The organism is Ancylobacter sp. SL191 (genome assembly GCF_026625645.1).
Taxonomy (GTDB): Bacteria; Pseudomonadota; Alphaproteobacteria; order Rhizobiales; family Xanthobacteraceae; genus Ancylobacter.
The window spans coordinates 889,520-911,638 of record NZ_CP113056.1 but is presented as its reverse complement, the minus strand read 5'-3'; the positions used below and the strand labels follow the sequence as shown (position 1 = coordinate 911,638).

The window sequence follows — 22,119 nt, the reverse complement described above, 5'->3', positions numbered from 1 at the left end:
AAGCCCCTCACCCGCCGCTGCGCGGCGACCTCTCCCATCGGGGAGAGGTAAGAAGGGCCCCCTCACGCATCCGCGGCCAGAATGTGGTTGCGCACGAGCGGGTAGACTTGGCCCTTCCAGCGGCGGCCGGAGAAGACGCCGTAATGGCCGACGCCGGCTTGCAGATGGTGGCGGCGCAGATGCGGGCGCAGGCTGGTGCAGATGTCCTGCGCGGCCACCGTCTGGCCCACCGCGCAGATGTCGTCGCGCTCGCCTTCCACGGTCAGCAGCGCGGTGCGGCGGATGGCGCGGAAGTCGATCGGGTCGCCGCGATAGGTCAGCACGCCGCGCGGCAGATCGTGCTCCTGGAAGACGATGCGGATGGTTTCAAGATAGAATTCGGCGGAGAGGTCGAGCACGGCGAAATACTCGTCATAGAACGCCTTGGCGGTGCGCGCCTTGTCGTGCTCGCCCATGGCGAGGTTCTCGAACAGCTCCACATGCGCCTTCACATGGCGCTCCATGTTCATCGACATGAAGGCGCCGACCTGGATGAAGCCGGGATAGACCCGCCGCCCGGCGCCGGCAAAGCCTGGCGGCACGGTGGCGATGAGGTTCTTCTCGAACCAGTCGAGGGGCTTGGAGGTGGCGAGCTCGTTCACCTTGGTCGGGTTGACGCGCGTATCCACCGGCCCGGCCATCAGCGTGATGGACAGCGGCTGGGCCGGGTTGTCCTCCTGCGCCATGACGGCGGCGGCGGTGAGCACCTGCACGCAGGGCTGGCACACGGCGAGCGCGTGCGCCCCCGGCCCGATGGTCTCCAGGAAGCGGATGACATGGGCGACATATTCGTCGAAGCCGAAGGAGCCGACCTTCAGCGGCACGTCGCGCGCATTGGTCCAGTCGGTGATGTAGACGTCGTTCTCCGGCAGCAGGGTCTTCACCGTGTCCTGCAGCAGCGTGGCGAAATGGCCGGAGAGCGGGGCCACCACCAGAAGGCGCGGCTGCGGCTGGTCGATGTCCTTGGCGAAATGGATCAGCCGGCCGAAGGGCAGGTCGAGCGCCACCTCCTCGCGCACCTCGACCTCGCGGTTGCCGACGCTCACCGTGTCGATGCCGAAGGACGGGCGGGCATGGCTGAGGCCGGTGCGCTCCACCATTTCCAGCGCGGCGGTGAGGTTGCGCAGCAGTGCCGTGTCGGCGAGGCCGACGCCGCCCAGCGTGGTGTCGAGAAAGCGGCGCGACATCCGGGCGGCCAGCCGCACCGGATCCAGCAGATCGGACTGGGCCTGATAGGCGGCGTAGATCATGCGGGTGCGCCCGGACACTGCGTGGGGATGCGGGACGAGACCGAGTAACGAGAGACAGGGCAGGCGAGCTTCACGGCAAGTCCTCACAGACGGCGGGACGTGTGAACGGCGACAGGCGAGCGGGTACGGGCAGCCAGCCGGCAAGGCTCGCGCGCCGGCGCGCGGCCGGCAAGCGGAAAGATGACCGGCCGGTGACAGGTGAGGGGCAAACACCGTGCCGCGCCCTCACGCGCTGCCGGCCCGCCCAATGAGGGCCGCTATCGGGGATGGCACGAATAGTGTTTGCCGTTCCGTTACCGATCATCCGGCGGGGTCGGCGCCCTGCCCTCCGCCGAGCTGGAACAATTTCATGCCGCCCGCCTCCAAAGCCGCCGCCACCAAGACCACCGGAAGCAAGACCACCGGCGCCAGAAGCGCCGCGAAAGCCCGGCCGGCCAAGGCTGCGGCGGCGTCGGCGCCGGTCGCCGCGCCGGCGGCGGTGCTCACCATTTCCAGCAAGAACTACTCGTCATGGTCGCTGCGCGGCTACCTGCTCTGCCGCATGGCGGGACTGGAGATATCCGAGGCCCGCGTCTCGGCGGATGATCCCAGCATCCGCGCCGAGCTGCTGCTGCAATCCTCGTCCTTCCTCGTGCCCCGGCTCGATCATGAGGGGCTGCGCATCTGGGACACGCTGGCCATCGCCGAATATCTCAACGAGCTCACCCCCGAGGCCGGGCTTCTGCCTAGGGATCGCGCAGCGCGGGCCCATTGCCGCGCCATTTCCGGCGAAATGCATTCGGGCTTCGCCAATCTGCGCTCGGCCCTGCCGATGAATCTCAAAGCGCGCCACCCCGGCTTCAAGGTCTGGGCGGGGGTGCAGGGCGACATTGCGCGCATCCTCGCCATCTGGAGCGAGTGCCTCTCAACCTATGGCGGGCCGTACCTCTTCGGCGCCGCCCCGACGGTTGCGGATGCGATGTACGCCCCGGTCTGCACGCGCTTTCACACCTATGACGTGGCGCTGCCGCCGGACGCCGCGGCCTATTGCCGGACCATGCTCGATTTCGCCCCGCTGCGGGACTGGACCGCCGAGGCGCTGGTGGAACCGGACGAGATGGAGGAGCTCGACGTCGAGTTCTGAACCCGGCGGGAGCGGCCGGGGAACAGGCGTGGCTCGACCCCATCCCGTCCGATGGGGAAAAGGGCAGGGAAAGGGGACGGAGGGGCGGGCGCCGCGCCGTCAATCCCGGCCGCGGGTGCGGCGGCGGGGAGACAGCGAGGCTCGACAGCGCCCCTCCGATGGGAATGGGGGTGGTAACCGGTTCGACCCCGTCACCGTGAATCCTCAGGCTTGCCCGAGGATGGTGCCGGCGATGGGCTCCCGGACGATCATGGGACCGTCCGGGGAAAAGCCTCAGGCGCTGCGCTTCAGCGCCGGGGCGGTGGCGCGGGCGATGAGGTCGGTCAGGCTCGGCGCCTCAACAAAGTCGCCGGTCGGGCTGACGAGGCCGCGCGCGCCGGTGAGGGCGCCGGGCTGGAGTTCCAGCCCGAGAAAGCGGGCGCGGTCGAACGAGCCCGGCAGCCACAGGCCGTCGGTCAGCGCCACGTCGAAGCCGAAGCGCGCATAATAGGGCGCGTCGCCGACCAGCAGGATCGCGCCATGGCCGCGCCGCGCCGCCTCGTTGATGGCGGTGGTCATCAGCGCCTTGCCGAGGCCCCGGTCGCGGAACCACGGATGCACGGCGAGCGGGCCGAGCAGCAGCGCCGGGCGCGACGGGCCGGCCGTCACATGCCACAGGCGCAGCGTGCCGATCAGCCGTCCATCGGCGCCATGGGCGGCGAAGGCGAGGCCGTCGGCGGGCTTACGGCCTTCGCGCAGACGCTCGGAGGTCTTGGCGAGGCGCGCGGCGCGGCCGAAAGCGAGATCCAGCAGCGCCTCGCGCGGGGCGACATCGGCCGCGGTCTCGAGCGAGATCACGGGGGCGGCGGTGGTGGCGACGTAGGTCATGGCAGCCTCCAACGCCCGGGATCGGCCGGGCAAAGAGGTGAAGGGAATTGCGAGAGGCACGGCGTCATCCCGGAAAAACGCGCGGCGGCGTCCGGGATGACGGCAGGCGGCGTGAAAGCCCGCCTCAGATCACGTAGGAGCGCAGCGGTTCGAAGCCGTTGAACGCCACCGCCGAATAGGTGGTGGTGTAGGCGCCGGTGGCCTCGATCAGCACCTTGTCGCCGATGGCGAGCGACACCGGCAGCATCACCGGGGTCTTCTCATAGAGCACGTCGGCCGAATCGCAGGTCGGGCCGGCGAGCACGCAGGGCTCCACCGCATCGCCATCGCGCGGGGTGCGGATGGGGTAGCGGATCGCCTCGTCCATCGTCTCGGCGAGGCCGCCGAACTTGCCGATGTCGAGATAGACCCAGCGCACGGAATCGGTGTCCGCCTTCTTCGAGATCAGCACCACCTCGGCCTCGATCAGGCCGGCGGCGCCGACCATGCCGCGGCCCGGCTCGATGATGGTCTGCGGGATGGCGTTGCCGAAGTGACGCGACAGCGCGCGGAAGATCGCCTCGCCATAGGCTTCCGCCGCCGGCACGTCCTGCAGGTACTTGGCCGGGAAGCCGCCGCCGAGATTGACCAGGCTCAGCGAGAAGCCGCGCTCGGCGCAGGCCGCGAAGATCGCCGCGGCCGAGGCCAGCGCCGAATCCCAGGCGTCGACATTCTTCTGCTGCGAGCCGACATGGAAGGAGACGCCATGCGCCTCCAGCCCCAGCCGGTGCGCGTGCTCGAGCACGTCGACCGCCATCTCCGGCTCGCAGCCAAACTTGCGCGAGAGCGGCCATTCGGCGCCGGCGCCGTCGCACAGGATGCGGCAGAACACACGGGCCCCGGCGGCGACGCGCGCGACCTTCTCCACCTCTTCCACGCTGTCGACGGCGAACAGCCGCACGCCCAGCTCGAAGGCGCGCGCGACATCGCGCTCCTTCTTGATGGTGTTGCCGAAGGAGATGCGCTCGGCGCCCGCGCCGGTGGCGAGCACCATGGTGATCTCGTTCACCGAGGCGCAGTCGAAGCACGAGCCCATCTCGGCCAGCGCGTTCAGCACCGCCGGGTCCGGGTTGGCCTTCACCGCGTAGAACACGCGGGTGTCGGGCAGGGCGCGGGCGAAGGCGGCATAATTGGCGCGCACGACCTCGAGGTCGACGACGACGCAGGGACCATCCTCGCGTCGGTTGCGCAGGAATTCGCGAATACGGTCGGTCATGGCGCTCTCCACAGACCCGAAGCAAAGACCCAGAGATGCGAACACCCGCCCGCGGCGCCATTGGGCCGCAGGAGTGGCAGGAATGCGCATCCGTTCGCCGGCCGCACGGTTTTTGCCGCAAGGCCGGATGGAAGGGAGCCGTGGCACGAAAGCGAGCCGGCGCGTGTGGAGAGCGCCAGCGCGTGTCCGATGCCTTCGCTTGGTACGGGAGACCCGACCGCACGCCCGGCAAGAAGTAGTGCCTCTTCAGTTTCCCGACCTTTGGAGGGCCGACAGAGACCAAAAAAGCCCGCTACGTCGTTGCTTCAAGTCACGTTCCCCGCTGAGAGCGAGGTGCGCCGGTTTCGCCTCCGGCTACCGATCTGACTGGCGACTTTCCGGCCTCTTGTCCGGACTTCCGCCGATCGGCACGCGACCACAGGCACGTGCGAATATTGGGCGAGGAGGGATTTAGGGAGGAACGCTGTCACATGCAAGCGGGTGGGGGAGATTTTTTTGGGGGGAGGGCGACCGTAAATCAGGATTGAGGGAACCGCCGCTTAGGCGGGGCAGGTAAAGTGGACCGCGACGGCTTCGGACCACTGACCTCATAGTTTTTGTCGCGGATGCCCGTTGAACCGCGATGTGCGTGGGGAAAGGAACAAACTTAACACGGCTGCATGATGTTTGTGGGAATTTAGCAACAAAACTCGGTTGCTTTTCGCCCGTTACACAACCGATATTGCCTTAGTGGCCGCGATTCTGCGGGAGGGGTACTTGAGTCAGACTCTGCGCAAAATGAAGTTTCGCGATGTGGATCTGGAGGATCCATTTTTTGACAGCTTGAAGGCGCAGTACCAGGATTTTTCTGACTGGTTTCAACGGAAAGCTGATGAGCCAACTTACGTCATATTTGACGACTCGGACGGCCGCGTTCGAGGATTTTTGTACTTAAAAATTGAGAACGGGCCAATAAACGACGTTGAGCCTCCGCTTCCTGCAAAAAAACGACTTAAGGTTGGCACGCTAAAAGTTCAGGCGCGTGGAACTAAGCTCGGGGAACGACTTCTCAAGAGAATATTTGACCATGCAATTCTTGAAGGGGCCCAAGAAGTATACGTTACGATATTTGACACACATGAAGCTCTTATAAAGCTTTTTGAGCGCTATGGTTTTGTTAATTCTGCAGTTAAGCACACACCGAATGGAGACGAGAACGTTCTTGTCCGTAATCTAGACAATGATTTCATTGATATAATTTCATCGTATCCGCGCTTTGAAACTCATCATAAGAATAATTGGCTTTTGGCTATTTATCCTGAATACCATACCAAGCTATTCCCGGACTCTATACTTAGAGGAGAGAATCCCGCTGAAGAGCAGGACGTTGCTCACACCAACACAATTCATAAAGTATATATAGGAAAAATATCACTAAAAAGAATGAAACGAGGCGATATAGTCGCGATATATCGCACAACAGATCGCCCTGGACTAGCTAGATACAGGTCCGTAATATCGTCAATATGTATTGTCGAAGAGACTAAATCGCGAAGTGACTTCCCAACGATTGAGTCATTTGTCGAATTTGCATTGAATCATAGCGTTTTCTCGGAGGAGGAGCTTCGCACTATGTACCTCTCCGGCGAGAGGCTATATGCCGTGCGAATGACGTACAATGTGGCGCTACCCCGGCGTCCAAATCGAGAGCGCCTTCTCAATGAGGTTGGAATAAGCGAATATCCTCGCTGGGACTTTCGCCCACTCAGTGACGGCCAGCTCCTTCGAATACTCGAACTTGGTGAATTAAATGAAGGTTTTGTTATCAATTAAGCCGGAGTATGCAGACAAAATATTTGACCGTTCGAAGAAATTTGAATTTCGAAAAAGCATGTTTAGACATGCCGACGTTCGCACTATCGTCGTGTATGCGACCAAACCTGTGGGCCGTATCGTTGGCGAGTTCGAGGTAGAGGGCGTGCTTTGCGAATCGCCTGAGCGACTATGGACGCTCACCCAAACGTCAGCAGGGATTTCGAAGCAGTTTTTTGACGAATATTTTTCCGGCCGCTCGAAGGCATTCGCTATTAAGGTCGGGCAGATTCACAAATTTAGTGAGCCTCTTAACCCGAGCGATCTGATCGAAAATTTCACTCCGCCTCAGTCTTTCATGTACGTGGACGATTCCTTCGAAAGGCCGCAAGTAAGTCAAATGGTATTGGCGTTGTGAACGCTTGCTGCTTTTTTAATTTAAGATCGTCTGACGATCAGCACCGTTCCTCGGCTAGCTGGTCACGCCAGCATCAATCTACAGGCACATCGCCCATTGACTGGAAGCCGCTTGTTGATCTTAGCGCGATTTTTTATTGCCTGATCCTGCATTGAACTTATGATTATACTGGAAAGCTCATCCAGTGACGGGGTTTTAAAGCACGGATTTATGCGCTTGCCCTCGCGTCCCCCACCCCTTCCCCTTCTCCCCGCGACCGCCTATCTAAAAAGCGATCCATCCCCGTCGCCGCGGCCTTGAACCGTGGTTGGCAAGGAGCGCCAAAAAAATGTTCATCCAGACCGAAGCCACCCCCAATCCCGCCACGCTGAAGTTTCTGCCGGGCCGTTCCGTGCTCGGGGCCGGCACCTTCGAGGCGCGCAACGCGGAGGAGGCGGCGCGTTCGCCGCTCGCCGCGAGCCTGTTCGAGGTGCCGGGCGTCACCGGCGTGTTCTTCGGGTCGGATTTCGTCACCGTCACCAAGGAAGGTGGCGAGTGGGCGCATCTCAAGCCCGCCATTCTCGGCGCCATCATGGAGCATTTCGTCTCCGGCAAGGCGATCCTGCCCGAGGATCATTCCCATGCGGCGGACGATGCCTTCTATGAGGAGAAGGATGCCGGGGTGGTCGATACCATCCGCGAGCTGATCGACACGCGCGTGCGCCCGGCCGTGGCCAATGATGGCGGCGACATCACCTTCCGCGGCTATAAGGACGGCATCGTCTTCCTGGCGATGAAGGGCTCCTGCGCCGGCTGCCCCTCCTCCACCGCGACGCTGAAGAACGGCATCGAGAATCTGCTGCGCCATTTCGTGCCGGATGTGGTCGAAGTCCGTCCGGTGTGAGGTGCGCCCCGTGTGAGCTGCGCCCGGTCTGACCGGGCCAGCCGAGGGGTCGGACCGGGGGGTCTGATCGGGGACGGGCGGCGGCGGGACGGTGGGTCTCGCACAGACTGGCCTGACCGGCCATCCGCCCCCGGTTTTTCCGCACAGACTGGCCTGATCGTCCACCTGACTGCACTCACTGGTCACCGGTTTCGCCCACCGGTTCCCGCGCTCTTTTCTTCCCGCGCGCGACCTGCGCATGGTGGGGCCGGTGAAGGATTTTCGATGCTGATTCTGGCTCTGGATACCGCCCTCGAGGCATGTTCGGTCGCGCTGCACGACATGGCGCGCGACATGACGCTGGCCCGCGCCGGCCGGGTGATGGAGCGCGGCCATGCCGAGGCGCTCATCCCGATGGTCGAGGGGGTGATCGCCGATTCCGGGCTAAATATCTCAGATATCGGGATTTTTGCCGTGACCGTGGGGCCGGGCAGCTTCACCGGGCTGCGGGTCGGGCTCGCCGCCGCGCGCGGCTTCGGCCTCGCCACGGGCCGCCCGGTGCTCGGCATCTCCACGCTGTCGACGCTCGCCGCGCCCCTGCTGGCGCAGGACGACACCATCCCCGTCGCCGCCGCCATCGATGCAAGGCACGGCAACGTCTATCTGCAAATGATCGGCCCCTCCGGGCGCATTCTTGTGGGCGCCCGTGCAATGGCGGCGAAGGACGCCGCCCGCGCCGTCGCCATCGGCCCGGTGCGTCTGGTCGGCTCCGGCGCGGCGCTGCTCATGGACGCCTGGCCCCCCGGCGAGCGCCCGCCAGTCGAGGTTTATCAAGAGGTTACGCCCGATCCGGTGTGGCTCGCCCGGCTCGCCAGCGTGGCCGATCCCGCCCGTTCCGAGCCCCGCCCGCTCTATTTGCGCGAGGCCGACGCCAAGCCGCAGACGGCGGGGCGCATCGCACGGCGATGAGCGGGGGCTTCCTCGATTTCCTCGGGCTTGGCCGTCCCGACGCCAGCCTGCGCACGGCCGTGCCCGGCGATGCCGAGGCGCTGGCGGGCCTGCATGCGGGTGCCTTCCGCATCGGCTGGGACGCGGCGGAGTTCGAGCGCCTGCTGGCCAACCGGCTGACCCGCGCGCTGGTCGCCACCGAGGGCGAAAAGCTCATTGGTTTCATACTGTTGAGCGGCGTGGCGCCGGAGATCGAGATCCTCTCCGTTGCGGTATCAAAACACCGGCAGGGGCGCGGCATCGGCGGCAGGCTGATCGCGAGCGCCTTCGGCACGCTGGCGGCGGAGGGCTTCACCACGGTGTTCCTCGAGGTGGAGGAGGGCAACGCCGCCGCCCGCCAACTCTATATGCGATCAGGATTTTTCGAGATCGGCCGTCGGGCGGGCTATTACCGCGACGCCGCCGGCAACCCCGTCGCCGCCCTCATCATGCGCCGGGACATCGCCTGAATCCTGCGGACGAATCGGTTGCCCTGCCAACCTTTCCTGCGCGATAACGCAGCACAGACGGAGTGCAGGCGTAGATGAACGAGAAGCTGACCGCCATTGAGGAAGCCTGCGTGACCCGGGGGTTGCGCATGACGGACCAGAGGCGCGTCATCGCCCGCATCATCGCCGACGCGCAGGACCATCCCGATGTGGAGGAACTGCACCGCCGGGCGGCGGCGGTGGATGACCGCATCTCCATCTCCACCGTCTACCGCACGGTGAAGCTGTTCGAGGATTCCGGCATCATCGAGCGCCATGATTTCCGCGATGGCCGCTCGCGCTACGAGCCGGTGCCGGACGAGCACCACGACCATCTGATCGACCTGCGCTCCGGCCATGTGGTGGAGTTCCGCTCGGAGGAAATCGAGCTTCTGCAGGAAGAGATCGCCCGCAAGCTCGGCTTCCGGCTGGTCGGCCACCGGCTGGAGCTCTACGGCGTGCCGCTCGACACCAAGAAAAGCTGAGCGACCTTCATGCGCGCCTGGCTGGTGCTGGTGCCGGTGGCGCTCGTAACCCTGATCGGCCTGCCGCTGCAATGGCTGTCGATCGCCCTGAACCTGCCGACGCGCCGCGTCATCCCCTTGATCTATCACCGGATTCTGCTCGCATTGATCGGCGTGCGGGTCACCCTTCATGGCGCGCCGGCCGCCACCCGGCCGCTGCTGATCGTGTCCAACCACGTCTCCTGGCTGGATATCCCCGTGCTCGGCGCGCAGCTGCCGCTGTGCTTCGTCGCCAAGAGCGAGGTGGCGCGCTGGCCGGGCATCGGGTTGCTGGCGAAGCTCCAGCGCACGGTCTTTGTCGACCGCAGCTCGCGCACCGCCACGGCCAAGGTCGCCGGCGAGATGGCGGCGCGGATGAAGGATGGCGATCCCGTCGTGCTGTTCGCCGAGGGCACATCCAGCGATGGTAATAAAATACTCCCTTTCCGCTCGGCGTTGATCGGCGCTGCCCGCCACGCCATGGCGGAAGGCGAGGGCCGGGACGCGCCGGCGGCGACGATCCAGCCGCTCGCCATCGCCTATATCGGGCAGGCCGGCATCCCGCTGGGGCGAGCCCGCCGCCCGCTGGTGGCGTGGTATGGGGATATGGATCTGGTGCCCCATCTGATGGCGCTGCTGCGGCAGGGCGCCATCGATGTCGAACTGCATTTCGGCCCAGCCCTTGATGGCGCGAACCGCAAGAGCGCCAGTGCCGAGGCCGAGGCGAGCGTCCGGCGGATGCTGGCGGGCGCGCTCACCGGCCGCCCGCGCTGAGGGCGCGCCAAAGCGTTGACCAGCCTGCCGCGCGCATTCCCTTTTGGCGGGAATCCCGTTACACAGGACGCAGGGCGTTCTTTGTGGAGACGTGGACGATCTCGACCTCGGTGCGAGCGGCGATGTGCGAGAGCGCCCTTTCAGGGGCGCGATTGGCGCGTGCCCGCAGCTTCAACGGAAATGACCGCCGGCGCCTTGGCGTCGCGTGGCAGGTCGAACGAACCGCATGAGTGAGCCGCGCAAACTTTACGTCCGCTCCTTCGGCTGCCAGATGAACGTCTATGACGCCCAGCGCATGACGGACACGCTGGCGAAGGAAGGCTATGTCGAAACCGACACGCCCGACGACGCCGATCTCGTCATCCTCAACACCTGCCATATCCGTGAAAAGGCGGCCGAAAAGGTCTATTCCGAGCTCGGCCGGCTGCGGAAGGGCCAGGAGGAATCCGGCCATCGCGCGATGATCGCCGTGACCGGCTGTGTCGCGCAGGCCGAGGGCGCCGAAATCGTCAAGCGCGCCCGCGCGGTCGATCTCGTGGTCGGGCCGCAGAGCTATCACAAGCTGCCGGAGCTGATCGCGCAGGCCGAGGCGCGCGGCGGCAACCGGCGCGCCGGCATCGTCGAGACCGAGTTCCCGGTCGAGGACAAGTTCGATTTCCTGGCGCCGCCGAGCCGCGCCGCCATCGCCAAGCGTGGCCCCACGGCGTTCGTCACCGTGCAGGAAGGCTGCGACAAGTTCTGCACCTTCTGCGTCGTGCCCTATACGCGCGGCGCCGAGGTCTCCCGTCCGCTGTCCAAGATCCTGGACGAAGTGATCCGCCTCGCTGATGGCGGGGTGCGCGAGATCACCCTGATCGGCCAGAACGTCAACGCCTATCACGGCCCCGACGCCGCCGGCCGGCCGGTGGGGCTTGCCGAGCTGGTGCGCAAGGTGGCCGAGGTGCCCGGCATTGCCCGCGTGCGCTACACCACCAGCCACCCGCGCGACATGGATGACGAGCTGATCGCCGCCCATCGCGAGATGCCGGCGCTGATGCCCTATCTGCACCTGCCGGTGCAGTCCGGCTCCAACCGCATCCTCGCGGCGATGAACCGCAAGCATGACCGCGAGCTGTTCTTCGAGATCGTCGCCAAGGTGCGCGCCGCCCGGCCGGACATCGCCTTTTCCTCGGATTTCATCGTCGGCTTCCCCGGCGAGACGGACGAGGATTTCGCCGACACGATGGACCTGGTGGAGAAGGTCGGCTTCGCCAGCGCCTTCTCGTTCAAATATTCCTCGCGGCCGGGCACGCCGGCGGCGGGGCTCGGCGATCAATTGCCCGAAGAGGTAAAATCGAACCGCATTTACGCCCTGCAGGCGCTGCTTGACCGCCAGAAGGCCGCCTTTGATGAGGCGTGCCGCGGCCGGCGCTTCGACATCCTGCTGGAAAAACCTGGCCGCTTCCCCGGTCAACTCATTGGCCGTTCGCCCTATCTGCAGTCCGTGGTGGTCGAGGCGCCCGTGGAGGCGATCGGCACGCTGGCGAGCGTGGTGGTGCGCGAGGTCAGCACCAAGAGTCTTTCCGGCGACATCGTCGGCGGCGAATTCTTCACGGCCGGCAGCGGCGTGGAATCCCAGTTCCGAAGGCAGAGCGAGAAGGTGGAGGCGTGAGCGTGCGTCGACCTGGTTCTTATCCTGACCGTGCCTTGGTAGCCCCCCGCAGCAACGCCGGCGGAACGCCGACGCCGAAACCGAGCCGTCCCGAGGCCCGCTGGACAGAGACCCAGGACAACGCCACCGGACAGATCGTGCTGGCATTCGACGACAACCGCCTCGCCAGCCTGCTGTTCGGCCATTACGGCCAGAACCTCGCCATCATCGAGCGGCGGCTGGAGATCGTCGCCGAGCAGCGCGGCAACCATGTCACGTTGGAAGGCCCGCGCGATGCCTGCGATCAGGCGCGCCATGTGCTGGAAACGCTCTATGCCCGCCTGAAGAAGGGCGGCGAGATCGCCCCCGGCGATGTCGAGGGCGTGCTGCGGGAAGCCGCGAGCCAGGGCATCCTGTTTGAATTCGACCCGGCCACCAAGCGCCAGAGCTTCGACGAGATCCAGCTCCGCCGCCGCCCGGTGCGCGCCCGCACCGCCGCGCAGGACGCCTATATTCGCGCCCTCAAGCGCCACACGCTGGTGTTCGGCGTCGGCCCGGCCGGCACCGGCAAGACCTGGCTGGCGGTCGCCTATGCCGTCCATCTGCTGGAACGGCGGGTTGTCGACAAGCTCATTCTCTCCCGCCCGGCGGTGGAGGCGGGCGAGCGGCTGGGCTTCCTGCCCGGCGACATGAAGGAGAAGGTAGATCCCTACCTTCGCCCGATCTATGACGCGCTGCATGACCTGATGGACCGCGCCTATGTCGAGCGCGCCCTCACCTCCGGCGAGATCGAGATCGCCCCGCTCGCCTTCATGCGCGGACGCACGCTGGCCAATGCCTGCGTCATCCTCGACGAGGCGCAGAACACCACCTCGATGCAGATGAAGATGTTCCTCACCCGCTTGGGCGAGAACTCGCACATGATCGTCACCGGCGATCCCAGCCAGATCGACCTGCCGCCGGGCCAGACCTCCGGCCTTGGCGAGGCGGTGGCGCTGCTGAAGAATGTCGAGGGTGTCGAGGTCTGCCATTTCGAGGCCGCCGACGTGGTGCGCCATGAGCTGGTCGGGCGCATCGTCGCCGCCTATGACGGCAAGCTCGCCGGCGCCCGGGCCCGCGCCGAGGCGCAGGCGGCCGCGCTCGCCCGCACTGACGCACCGGCCGAGACGGTGCTGGACCCGCCGCGTGCCGCCGTCGAGACGCCGCCGCAATGACGCAGGCCCTCACCATCGAGGTTGAAGTCCTCGTGGAAGCACCCGCCTGGGAGGCTCACCCCCAGGCGGCCGACCTCGTTCTTAACGCCGTCCGTGCCGCCTGTGCGGGCGCGCTCGACGCCTTCGAGCTCGACATTGACGGCGCCGAGATCGCGGTGAAGCTCACCGATGATGCGGCGATCCGTGCCCTGAACCGGGACTGGCGGGGCAAGGATTACCCGACCAATGTGCTCTCCTTTCCCACGCCCGAAATGGCACGGGCGGGCGGTGATCCCCATCTCGGTGACATCGCCATCGCCTATGAGACGCTGACGCGCGAGGCGGAGGAGGAAGGCAAACCCTTCGCCGACCACCTCCAGCACCTGGCGGTCCATGGTACGCTGCATCTTCTGGGTTTCGACCATGAGGTCGCCGAGGATGCCGAGGAGATGGAGGCCATGGAGCGCGACGTGCTTGCCGGCCTCGGTGTGCCCGATCCTTATGCCGATACCGACCCCGTTCAACAGCTGAACTGAAAGACCAATGTCCGATCCAGTTTCGAGCGCCGCCTCCAGCACGGGCAGCGAAGGCTCCTCCAGCGGCCCAAGTACCGGTTCCAGCACCGGTTCCAGTACCGGGGCCTCCCAGAGTAGGGGCGCCCCCGCGACCGGATCGGGCGATCTTCGCCCGGCCGATAGCCGCGGCGGCCTGTTCGACCGGCTGCGCCAGCTCATCGGCGGCCGGCGCTTTTCCGGTTCCCTGCGCACCGACCTCGCCGAGGCGCTCGCGGCCAATATCGACACGGCGGCCGACCTGACCCCGACCGAACGCTCCATGCTCAAGAGCGTGCTCGGCCTGCGGGAACTGCGCATCGGCGATCTGATGGTGCCGCGCGCCGACATCGTCGCGGTGCAGAAGGACATTTCGCTCGGCGAACTGCTCACTGTCTTCGCCAATGCCGGCCATTCGCGCCTCGTGGTCTATGACGACACGCTGGATGACCCGGTCGGCATGGTCCACATCCGCGATCTCGTGGCCCATCTCACCCAGCGCGCCATGACGCCGCGCCGGGAGGCCGCCACCAAGGCGCCGGGGGGCGAGCGTGAGCCTGCCGCGCCCACCTCCAAGACCGTGCCGAGCTTCAATCTCAAGGCCATCGACCTCACTACCTCGCTCAGCGCCGCCAAGCTGATCCGCCGCCTGCTCTTCGTGCCGCCCTCCATGCCTTCGATCGAGCTGCTGGCCAGCATGCAGGCGAGCCGCATCCACCTTGCTCTGGTGATCGATGAGTATGGTGGTACCGACGGCATCGTCTCGATGGAGGATCTTGTCGAGGTCATCGTCGGCGACATCGAGGACGAGCATGACGACGACGATGGCCCGCTGATCGCCCGGCAGGCCGATGGCAGCTTCATCGCCGATGCGCGCGCCGGCCTCGAGGAAGTGGCCGAATTGGTCGATCCCGCCTTCGCGCTCGGCGAGGAGGCCGAGGAAGTCGATACGCTCGGCGGCCTGCTGGTCACGCTCGCCGGCCGGGTGCCGGTGCGCGGCGAGATCGTGCCGGGCCCCGGCGGCTTTGAGATCGAGGTGCTCGACGCCGATCCTCGCCGCGTGAAGCGCTTGCGGCTCAGCCCCAGCGGCACGGGCACCAACCGGAACGCTGCCGCCCGCGCCGAGCGGGATGAGCGCGCGTCGGCCGGCAGCCTGCCGCCGCCGGCCGAGCAGGGCGCGGCGCGGGGAGGTGCGAGCCGCCAGGATCCGGATGCGGCCGCCTAAGTGTCTCCCGCCATGCTGATGCCGGAGCGGCTGCGGGCCGCGCCCGCTCGCCTCCGCGCGCTTGCCGCGTTGTTCGCCGGCGCCTTTTCGGCGCTGGCCATGCCGCCTTTCGGCCTGTGGCCAATACTGGCGGCGACGCTGCCGGTCCTTGTCTGGCTGGTCGATGACGCCGCCCGGCTGGAGCGGCGCGGGCGCCGCTTCCGCGCCGGCTTCATCGCCGGTTGGTTGTTCGGGCTCGGCTACTTCATCGCCGGCCTGTGGTGGATCGGCATGGCCTTTCTGGTCCAGGCGGACATGTTCGTCTGGCTGATGCCCTTTGCCGTGGTCGGGCTGCCGGCCTATCTCGCTCTGTTTACCGGCCTCGGCTGCGGCCTCGCCAGTCTCGTCTGGAGCCGGGGTGCCGAGCGCGTGCTGGTGTTGGCGATCGCCTTGACCCTGACCGAATGGCTGCGTGGCCATGTGCTGACGGGCTTTCCGTGGAACAATTTCGGCTACGCACTGGCCGATGATCTGCGCTTCGCGCAGGCGAGTGCCGTCATCGGCCTGCCCGGCCTGTGCTTCCTGACACTGGCGACCCTCGCCACCCCCGCGCTGCTGTTCGACCGGGACGGCTCGAACGTCGCGCGCCGTGCGCCGCTTGGCCTCGCCGTGCTGCTCCTCGCCGTTCTCTGGGGCGCCGGGCAATGGCGTCTGGCCACGACGGAAATCGGCACCGTGCCGGGCGCGCGGCTGCGCATCATGCAGCCGGACCTGCCGCAGGATCAGAAGTTCCGCTACGACGCGCGGCGCAGCGTGATGGATCGTTACATCGCGACCAGCGAGAGCCAGGGCGGGCTAGCGGGCGTTACGCATCTGTTCTGGCCGGAATCGGCCTTCCCCTTTTTCCTGGAGCGCGACAGCGAGGCGCGCGAACGCATCGCCGCGCTGCTGCCGCCCGGCGCGGTGCTGATCACCGGCGCGGTGCGGCTCGGCGCGATGCTGCCAAGCGGACGGCCCGAAGCCTTCAACAGCCTGCGGATCATTGATAGCGACGGGGGCTTCGCCGGCGACGCCGACAAGGTCCACCTCGTTCCGTTCGGCGAATATCTGCCGTTTCAGGAAACGCTGGAGAGCTTCGGCCTGGAGCAGTTGACGCGCCTGCGCGGCGGCTTCACCGCCGGCGAGGCCCGCCACCTCTTCACAATTCCCGGCCTGCCGCCCGCCGTGCCGCTGATCTGCTACGAGGCGATTTTCCCGGACGACCTGCTGCCTCCCGCGGCGGAGGGCACGCCACCCGTTCGCCCCGGCTTCCTGCTCAACGTGTCGAATGATGCCTGGTTCGGCCTCACGCCGGGGCCCTATCAGCACTTCGAACAGGCCCGCCTGCGGGCGGTCGAGCAGGGCCTGCCGCTTGTGCGTGCCACCAATAACGGCATTTCCGCTATCGTCGACCCGCTGGGCCGGACGACCGGACTACTACCTCTGGGTGTGCGCGGCGTGCTTGATGGCACGCTACCGACCCCAATTCCTGCGACGATTTATGCCCGACACGGCAATTTGATACCGCTCGGTGTCCTGATATGTGCTGCTCTGCTAGCACTTGGTATGCGGCGGCGCACTATACACGCTTAGATTGATCGACGGTGTGGCGAGCTTTGCCTAGACTGGCCTTGCCAAGGTTCGCTTCCCCCGGTTCCGCCCCCGGGAGAGGTGCTTTTTGCTTGTCGTCGAGGACGCTCATGACCAAGAAATCTCCGAACCCTATCGATAAGCATGTGGGCAGCCGTGTTCGGATGCGCCGCATGATGGTCGGCATGAGCCAGGAGAAATTGGGCGAGAATCTCGGTATCACCTTCCAGCAGATTCAGAAATACGAGAAGGGCACAAACCGCATAGGAGCCAGCCGGCTTCAGCATATTTCCTCGGTTCTGGGCGTACCGATCTCGTTTTTCTTCGATGGCGCGCCGAGCGCCCAGCCGGCCGCGCAGGGCTTCGCCGACGACGCCTCCCCGGCCTATGTTTCCGACTTCCTCGCGACCGCCGAAGGCATTTCGCTGACCCGCGCCTTCCTCAAAATCACTGACGCTAAGGTGCGTCGCCGCATTGTCGATCTCGTCGAGGCTCTGGCCGGCGAGAGCGCAACCTGAGGTGAGGCTTGCATCGCGTTCGTTCTTCCGAACGATTTTCGACCTTAAATCTTGACCGCCGCGTGGCCTCTTGCGAATAAGTTGGGGCCGGATGCGAGCGCGCCGGTCTGATTGAGGAGCGACGCGTGTCCCGCCAAGCCTATCTTTTCACGAGTGAATCGGTCTCCGAAGGGCATCCCGACAAGGTGTGCGACCGCATCTCGGACGAGATCGTGGACGCCTATTTCCGCGCTGCCGTCGATAATGGCTTCGATCCGACGCAGGTGCGCGTGGCCGCTGAAACGCTCGCCACCACCAACCGTGTCGTCATCGCCGGCGAAACCCGCGGCCCCTCCTCCGTGACGCCCGAACTCATCGACAGCCTCGCCCGCAAGGCGATCAAGGAGATCGGCTACGAGCAGGACGGCTTCCACTGGGAGAACGCGAATATCGAGATTCTGCTGCACGCCCAGTCCGCGGACATCGCGCAGGGTGTCGACATCGCCGGCAACAAGGATGAGGGCGCGGGCGACCAGGGCATCATGTTCGGTTATGCGGTCAACGAGACCCCCGAGCTGATGCCGGCCCCCATCTTCTACGCCCACAAGATCCTCAAGGTGCTGGCCGATGCGCGCCATTCCGGCGCCGCCAAGCAGCTCGGCCCGGATGCCAAGAGCCAGGTCACCGTGCGCTATGAGAACGGCAAGCCGGTCGGCGTGACGCAGATCGTGCTCTCGACCCAGCATCTGGACGAGAGCATGACCTCGCAGGACGTGCGCGCGCTGGTCGAGCCCTACATCCTCACGGCGCTGCCGGATGGCTGGGTCGATGCCGACACCGTCTGGCACGTGAACCCCACCGGCAAGTTCGTCATCGGCGGCCCGGACGGCGATTGCGGCCTCACCGGCCGCAAGATCATCGTCGACACCTATGGTGGCGCGGCCCCGCATGGCGGTGGCGCTTTCTCGGGTAAGGATCCGACCAAGGTCGACCGCTCGGCCGCCTACGCGGCGCGCTACCTCGCCAAGAACGTGGTCGCCGCCGGCCTCGCGGATCGCGCGACCATCCAGCTCGCCTACGCCATCGGCGTGTCCGATCCGCTGGCCATCTATGTCGACCTTCACGGCTCCGGCAACGTCGCCGAGGACAAGCTGGAGAAGGTGCTGCGCGAGGTGGTCAATCTGCGCCCCCGCGGCATCCGCGAGCATCTCGGCCTCAACAAGCCGATCTATGCGCGCACCGCCGCCTATGGTCATTTCGGCCGGGCGCCGGAAGCCGATGGCGGCTTCTCCTGGGAACGCACCGATCTCGTCGCGGCGCTGAAGTCGGCTCTTGCTTGAGCCGGTTGCACGCGTCCCCTCGGGACGATAAGGGGGCGGGCGGCAACGTCCGCCCCTTTCGTTTGAACGCCATGTGTCCCGCGCCGATGACCCCGACCGATGATCCCGCCCCGCCGGGCGACCTGAGCGACGACGGCGCCCTCGCGCCGCGCGAGCTGGCCTTTTATGGCCGGCGCAAGGGCAAGCCGCTACGGGCACAGCAGGCGGCGCATCTGGCGCAGGAGCTGCCCTCGCTCGCCATCGGGCCGGCGGATCTGGACGGTCGCCCGCTGGCGAGCCTGTTCCGCATACCGGTGCGGGCGGTGCGGCTCGAGATCGGCTTCGGCGGCGGCGAGCATCTGCTGGCACGAGCGCGCGCCAATCCCGACATCGGCTATATCGGTGCCGAGGCGTTTCTCAACGGCATCGCCAAGGTGACGGCGGCGGTGGCCGAGACCGGGCTGGACAATCTGCGCCTGCATGGCGATGACGTGGTTCCCCTGCTCGACCGTCTGCCCGCCGGCTCGCTCGACCAGATCGATCTGCTCTATCCCGATCCCTGGCCGAAGCGCCGCCACTGGAAGCGCCGTTTCGTGCGGGGCGACAATATTGCGCGCTTCGCCCGTCTGCTTGCCCCCGGCGGGCGTTTCCGCTTCGCGACCGATATCGAGCACTACGCCGCCTGGACGCTGTCGCGCCTTGCGGGTGACCCGCGCTTTGCCTGGACCGCCGAGCGCGCCGACGACTGGCGCCAGCCCTGGGCCGGCTGGCCCGGCACGCGCTATGAGGCCAAGGCGAAGCGCGAGGGGCGGACCCCGGGCTATTACGAGTTCCGGCGCATCTGATTACCGCGTAAGGTGGAACCTCACCGGCGTGTCGGCGTTGTCAGGCGCATTCCCCGGGGACGTGGCGAAGGAGACCATCATGGCCGAACCGAACGCGCAGGAAGATTTCTCCAAGCTCACCAACGATCTGGCCGTTCTGCGCGCCGACGTGGCGAAGCTGGCCGACACTCTCACCACGCTCGCCCGCAGTCAGAGCGGCGCCGCCGCCGATGCGGTGACGAGCCGCGTCCGTGAAGGCAAGGCTAAGGCCGAGGCCACCGCCGCCGAGCTGCTCGACGAGGGCCGCGCGGCCTATGACGAAGCCCGCGATCGCGCCAGCCAGCTTGGCGGCGATGTCACCTCCGCCATTGAGCGCAACCCTCTCGGCGCCGTCGCTGCCGCCTTGGGCGTCGGGTTCCTGCTCGGCCTGCTGACGCGGGGTCGCTGATGCTCCGCTTCCTGCTTGGCATGGTCGGCGTCGAGCTGCGCCACACGGCGCGGCGGGCGGCCATCACCGGCCTGCTCTTCGCGCTCGGTGCGCTCATGCTGGGTGGGGCGGCCATCGCCTTCCTGACCGCCTGCTACATCCTGCTGGCGGTCCGTTATGATCCGATCGTCGCCGGCTTCATCATTGCCGGCATCTGTCTGATCCTGGCGCTGATCTTCTTCTTCATCGCCTATGTGCGCCTGCGCTCGCCGCGCCGCACGGCGAGCTATGGCCGTGTCGCCGGCTTTGCCGCCCGCGCCCCGGCTCCACCACCAATCGGCGCGGTGGATCCCGCCGCCGTGCCGCCGCGTCCCGTTGGTTCCACAACTGTGATCGCGGTTGCCGCGGGAGCAGCACTCCTCGGCCTTATTCTTGGCCGACGCATCTGAAAGCGTCGGGCGGAGTCGGCAACTGACCCGCTGAGACGGTCCTGGATTGTTGCAGGGGACGTCAAAAAGGACCAATCTGCCGGCACTTCGTGAGCGGGGCGAGTCAGCCTCGCCCGCTCTGTTTGCGCGCCGCAGGAGGCTTCCAACTTGACGTTCCGCCGTTTGTCGCTGCGGCCCGGTGCGGCCCTTCTCGCGACCCTTGCCGCGCTTGGCGCGACACCGGTTCTGGCGGAGGCGCCCCCGGACGCCTTCATTGCCCACTCCGCACCCGCCGGTAATTATCTCGCCGCCCGCCTTGCCACCGCCGAGCGTGACACGCCCGCGGCCGCCGCCTATTACCGCGCTCTGGCCCGCACTTTCCCGCGCAGCGGCGAGATTCTGGAGCGGGCCTTCCTTGCGGTGTTGTCGCAGGGCAATATTGACGAGGCGGTAGATTACGCTCAGCGCATCGTGCGTATCGATCCCGACCACTCCCTGGCGCGGCTGGTGCTCGGCGTGCGCGCCATCAAGTCCAAGCAGTTCGTCACCGCCCGCAGCAATCTGCGCCGGGCGGGCGGCCAGGGCGCCATTGCCGAGTTGAACGCCACATTGCTCGGGGCCTGGACGCAATATGGCTCGGGCAACCCGCGCGCCGGCGTCACCGCGATCGACGAGCTGAAGGGGCCGGAATGGTATGCCGGCTTCAAGGACTTCCATGCCGGTCTGCTGCTCGATGCAGCCGGCGCCAAGCGCGAGGCTGGCCCCCGGCTCGAGGCGGCGTTGAAGCTCGATCCGCGGACGTTGCGGGTGGTCGATGCCTATGGCCGCTGGGCGTCGCGCTCGGGCAATAAAAAGCTCGCCATCGACACCTATGAGGCGTTCGACAAGCTGGTGCCGAACGACCCGCTGGTCGCGCAGGAACTGGCCGATCTGAACGCCGGCAAGACGCTGTCCCCGCTCATCACCACGGCGAGCGGCGGCGCGGCCGAGGTGCTGTACGGGCTGGGCGCGGCGCTGGGGCGGCAGGGCGGCGAGGATCTCGCCCTCATCTACCTGCAACTCGGCCACTGGCTCGATCCCTCGCACCCGCTGATCGAGATCACGCTGGCCGATCTGTTCGAGAGCCTGAAGCGCTATGACGAGGCGATCGCGCTCTATCGGGAGGTCGACAAGGACTCGCCCTTCAAGGTCAATGCCGAGGTGCAGCTGGGGCTCAACCTCGAGCAGACCGGCAATTTCGACGAGGCCCGCAAGATCCTGACCGGCGTCGTCGCGGCCAACCCGAAAGATCTGCGCGCCATGATGGCGCTCGGCGACGTGCTGCGTTCCAACGAGAAATATGCCGAGGCCGCCGAGGTTTACTCGCAGGCCATCGCCCAGCTTCAGGCGCCCACCGGCAATAACTGGATGCTCTTCTACTTCCGTGGCACCTGTTACGAGCGCACCAAGCAGTGGGACAAGTCGGAAGCGGACCTGAAGAAGGCGCTGGAGCTGAAGCCCGACCAGCCGCATGTGCTGAACTATCTGGGCTATAGCTGGGTCGACCAGGGCATCAATCTGGAGCCGGGGCTCGACATGATCCGCAAGGCTGTCGAGCTGCGCCCCGATGACGGCTTCTTCATCGACAGCCTCGGCTGGGCCTATTACCGCCTTGGCCGTTATGATGATGCGGTGCGTGAACTTGAGCGCGCCGTTGAGTTGAAGCCGAATGAAACGGTGATCAACGATCATCTTGGCGACGCTTACTGGAAGGTAGGCCGTAAACTTGAGGCCCGCTTCAAGTGGAGCCACGCCAAAGACCTGAAGCCGGACGCGGAAGAGCTTGCGCAAATCGACCGAAAGCTGGCGGTCGGGCTCGATGAGGCGGAAAAGCTGAAGGATCAGAAGCCGGAATTGCAGAAGACCGAGGCGCCGGCGGAGCCGACGCAGAAGGCCGAAGCTGCGACGCCGGCCCCCGCGGCCGCGCCGGCGCCGACCGAGGTGAAGCCCGACGGCGGCGGCTAACCATTTGATCACAATGAAAAAAGGGCGGGCGCCGGAAGGCGGCCCGCCCTTTTCTT

General features: G+C 66.1%; 22 protein-coding genes. 19 read left to right on the top strand and 3 right to left on the bottom strand.

What is annotated here, in order from left to right:
- Window positions 1-62 precede the first annotated feature (62 nt).
- Window positions 63-1,289 (bottom strand): polyhydroxyalkanoate depolymerase, encoded by a 1,227-nt coding sequence (locus OU996_RS04075; protein ID WP_267584379.1) that lies wholly within the window; start codon window positions 1,287-1,289, stop codon window positions 63-65.
- A 349-nt stretch (window positions 1,290-1,638) separates the two neighbouring features.
- On the opposite strand from OU996_RS04075, the gene OU996_RS04070 reads away from it, so the two are divergent.
- Entirely contained in the window at window positions 1,639-2,412 is a 774-nt protein-coding gene (locus OU996_RS04070) for a glutathione S-transferase (protein WP_267584378.1), read from the top strand.
- A 273-nt stretch (window positions 2,413-2,685) separates the two neighbouring features.
- Here the strand turns inward: OU996_RS04070 and OU996_RS04065 are convergent, their stop codons facing one another.
- Both OU996_RS04065 and OU996_RS04060 read right to left on the bottom strand, forming a co-directional pair.
- Complete coding sequence (locus tag OU996_RS04065; protein WP_267584377.1) at window positions 2,686-3,279, bottom strand: GNAT family N-acetyltransferase; 594 nt, start codon at window positions 3,277-3,279, stop codon at window positions 2,686-2,688.
- Window positions 3,280-3,403: 124 nt separating this feature from the next.
- Window positions 3,404-4,534: a type III PLP-dependent enzyme gene (locus OU996_RS04060; RefSeq protein ID WP_267584376.1), complete on the bottom strand. Its 1,131-nt coding sequence runs from the start codon at window positions 4,532-4,534 to the stop codon at window positions 3,404-3,406.
- Window positions 4,535-5,290: 756 nt separating this feature from the next.
- Between OU996_RS04060 and OU996_RS04055 the strand changes: the two genes are divergently transcribed.
- The 18 genes from OU996_RS04055 (at window position 5,291) to OU996_RS03970 (ending at window position 22,063) form a co-directional block, all read left to right on the top strand.
- Complete coding sequence (locus OU996_RS04055; RefSeq protein ID WP_267584375.1) at window positions 5,291-6,346, top strand: GNAT family N-acetyltransferase; 1,056 nt, start codon at window positions 5,291-5,293, stop codon at window positions 6,344-6,346.
- Window positions 6,324-6,743, top strand: coding sequence for an ASCH domain-containing protein (locus OU996_RS04050; RefSeq protein ID WP_267584374.1), 420 nt, complete (start codon window positions 6,324-6,326; stop codon window positions 6,741-6,743). Before OU996_RS04055 ends, OU996_RS04050 begins: the two co-directional genes overlap by 23 nt.
- Before the next feature lie 328 nt (window positions 6,744-7,071).
- The gene (locus OU996_RS04045; RefSeq protein ID WP_267584373.1) at window positions 7,072-7,626 is read left to right on the top strand and encodes a NifU family protein; all 555 of its coding nucleotides are present in this window, start codon (window positions 7,072-7,074) and stop codon (window positions 7,624-7,626) included.
- A 264-nt stretch (window positions 7,627-7,890) separates the two neighbouring features.
- Window positions 7,891-8,574, top strand: coding sequence for a tRNA (adenosine(37)-N6)-threonylcarbamoyltransferase complex dimerization subunit type 1 TsaB (gene tsaB, locus OU996_RS04040; protein ID WP_267584372.1), 684 nt, complete (start codon window positions 7,891-7,893; stop codon window positions 8,572-8,574).
- On the top strand, window positions 8,571-9,062 hold the full coding sequence (gene rimI, locus OU996_RS04035; RefSeq protein ID WP_267584371.1) for a ribosomal protein S18-alanine N-acetyltransferase: 492 nt from the start codon (window positions 8,571-8,573) through the stop codon (window positions 9,060-9,062). Before tsaB ends, rimI begins: the two co-directional genes overlap by 4 nt.
- A gap of 74 nt (window positions 9,063-9,136) precedes the next feature.
- A complete protein-coding gene (locus tag OU996_RS04030) occupies window positions 9,137-9,565 on the top strand; it encodes a Fur family transcriptional regulator (protein WP_267584370.1) in 429 nt (142 codons plus the stop codon).
- A gap of 9 nt (window positions 9,566-9,574) precedes the next feature.
- Window positions 9,575-10,357 carry a lysophospholipid acyltransferase family protein gene (locus tag OU996_RS04025; RefSeq protein ID WP_267584369.1) on the top strand — a complete coding sequence of 261 codons (783 nt, stop codon included), beginning with the start codon at window positions 9,575-9,577 and terminating at the stop codon, window positions 10,355-10,357.
- Window positions 10,358-10,583: 226 nt separating this feature from the next.
- The gene (gene miaB, locus OU996_RS04020) at window positions 10,584-12,008 is read left to right on the top strand and encodes a tRNA (N6-isopentenyl adenosine(37)-C2)-methylthiotransferase MiaB (protein ID WP_267584368.1); all 1,425 of its coding nucleotides are present in this window, start codon (window positions 10,584-10,586) and stop codon (window positions 12,006-12,008) included.
- Between the two features lie 35 nt (window positions 12,009-12,043).
- Window positions 12,044-13,201, top strand: coding sequence for a PhoH family protein (locus tag OU996_RS04015; protein WP_420712691.1), 1,158 nt, complete (start codon window positions 12,044-12,046; stop codon window positions 13,199-13,201).
- Window positions 13,198-13,716: an rRNA maturation RNase YbeY gene (ybeY, locus tag OU996_RS04010; RefSeq protein ID WP_267584367.1), complete on the top strand. Its 519-nt coding sequence runs from the start codon at window positions 13,198-13,200 to the stop codon at window positions 13,714-13,716. The genes OU996_RS04015 and ybeY overlap by 4 nt, the downstream gene beginning before the upstream one ends.
- A 7-nt stretch (window positions 13,717-13,723) precedes the next feature.
- Window positions 13,724-14,956, top strand: a complete 1,233-nt coding sequence (locus tag OU996_RS04005) for a transporter associated domain-containing protein (protein ID WP_267584366.1) — start codon at window positions 13,724-13,726, stop codon at window positions 14,954-14,956.
- Window positions 14,957-16,567, top strand: coding sequence for an apolipoprotein N-acyltransferase (gene lnt, locus OU996_RS04000; protein ID WP_267584365.1), 1,611 nt, complete (start codon window positions 14,957-14,959; stop codon window positions 16,565-16,567).
- Between the two features lie 107 nt (window positions 16,568-16,674).
- Entirely contained in the window at window positions 16,675-17,082 is a 408-nt protein-coding gene (locus OU996_RS03995; RefSeq protein ID WP_267584364.1) for a helix-turn-helix domain-containing protein, read from the top strand.
- Window positions 17,083-17,207: 125 nt separating this feature from the next.
- Entirely contained in the window at window positions 17,208-18,401 is a 1,194-nt protein-coding gene (gene metK, locus OU996_RS03990; RefSeq protein WP_267584363.1) for a methionine adenosyltransferase, read from the top strand.
- 86 nt (window positions 18,402-18,487) lie between these two features.
- Window positions 18,488-19,225: a tRNA (guanine(46)-N(7))-methyltransferase TrmB gene (gene trmB / locus OU996_RS03985; protein WP_267584362.1), complete on the top strand. Its 738-nt coding sequence runs from the start codon at window positions 18,488-18,490 to the stop codon at window positions 19,223-19,225.
- A 79-nt stretch (window positions 19,226-19,304) separates the two neighbouring features.
- A complete protein-coding gene (locus tag OU996_RS03980) occupies window positions 19,305-19,652 on the top strand; it encodes a hypothetical protein (RefSeq protein ID WP_267584361.1) in 348 nt (115 codons plus the stop codon).
- Entirely contained in the window at window positions 19,652-20,080 is a 429-nt protein-coding gene (locus OU996_RS03975; protein ID WP_267584360.1) for a phage holin family protein, read from the top strand. The genes OU996_RS03980 and OU996_RS03975 overlap by 1 nt, the downstream gene beginning before the upstream one ends.
- A gap of 147 nt (window positions 20,081-20,227) precedes the next feature.
- A complete protein-coding gene (locus OU996_RS03970; RefSeq protein WP_267584359.1) occupies window positions 20,228-22,063 on the top strand; it encodes a tetratricopeptide repeat protein in 1,836 nt (611 codons plus the stop codon).
- Window positions 22,064-22,119: the final 56 nt, after the last annotated feature.

Excerpts from the sequence above, each read along its gene's own strand:
- tsaB (WP_267584372.1), top strand. The coding sequence starts at position 7,891 with ATGCTGATTCTGGCTCTGGATACCGCCCTCGAGGCATGTTCGGTCGCG.
- OU996_RS04030 (WP_267584370.1), top strand. The coding sequence starts at position 9,137 with ATGAACGAGAAGCTGACCGCCATTGAGGAAGCCTGCGTGACCCGGGGG.
- OU996_RS04060 (WP_267584376.1), bottom strand. The coding sequence starts at position 4,534 with ATGACCGACCGTATTCGCGAATTCCTGCGCAACCGACGCGAGGATGGT.
- OU996_RS03995 (WP_267584364.1), top strand. The coding sequence starts at position 16,675 with ATGACCAAGAAATCTCCGAACCCTATCGATAAGCATGTGGGCAGCCGT.
- OU996_RS04005 (WP_267584366.1), top strand. The coding sequence starts at position 13,724 with ATGTCCGATCCAGTTTCGAGCGCCGCCTCCAGCACGGGCAGCGAAGGC.
- rimI (WP_267584371.1), top strand. The coding sequence starts at position 8,571 with ATGAGCGGGGGCTTCCTCGATTTCCTCGGGCTTGGCCGTCCCGACGCC.
- OU996_RS04065 (WP_267584377.1), bottom strand. The coding sequence starts at position 3,279 with ATGACCTACGTCGCCACCACCGCCGCCCCCGTGATCTCGCTCGAGACC.
- ybeY (WP_267584367.1), top strand. The coding sequence starts at position 13,198 with ATGACGCAGGCCCTCACCATCGAGGTTGAAGTCCTCGTGGAAGCACCC.
- OU996_RS04075 (WP_267584379.1), bottom strand. The coding sequence starts at position 1,289 with ATGATCTACGCCGCCTATCAGGCCCAGTCCGATCTGCTGGATCCGGTG.
- trmB (WP_267584362.1), top strand. The coding sequence starts at position 18,488 with ATGACCCCGACCGATGATCCCGCCCCGCCGGGCGACCTGAGCGACGAC.
- OU996_RS04050 (WP_267584374.1), top strand. The coding sequence starts at position 6,324 with ATGAAGGTTTTGTTATCAATTAAGCCGGAGTATGCAGACAAAATATTT.
- OU996_RS04045 (WP_267584373.1), top strand. The coding sequence starts at position 7,072 with ATGTTCATCCAGACCGAAGCCACCCCCAATCCCGCCACGCTGAAGTTT.
- OU996_RS04025 (WP_267584369.1), top strand. The coding sequence starts at position 9,575 with ATGCGCGCCTGGCTGGTGCTGGTGCCGGTGGCGCTCGTAACCCTGATC.
- OU996_RS03980 (WP_267584361.1), top strand. The coding sequence starts at position 19,305 with ATGGCCGAACCGAACGCGCAGGAAGATTTCTCCAAGCTCACCAACGAT.
- OU996_RS03975 (WP_267584360.1), top strand. The coding sequence starts at position 19,652 with ATGCTCCGCTTCCTGCTTGGCATGGTCGGCGTCGAGCTGCGCCACACG.
- miaB (WP_267584368.1), top strand. The coding sequence starts at position 10,584 with ATGAGTGAGCCGCGCAAACTTTACGTCCGCTCCTTCGGCTGCCAGATG.
- OU996_RS04070 (WP_267584378.1), top strand. The coding sequence starts at position 1,639 with ATGCCGCCCGCCTCCAAAGCCGCCGCCACCAAGACCACCGGAAGCAAG.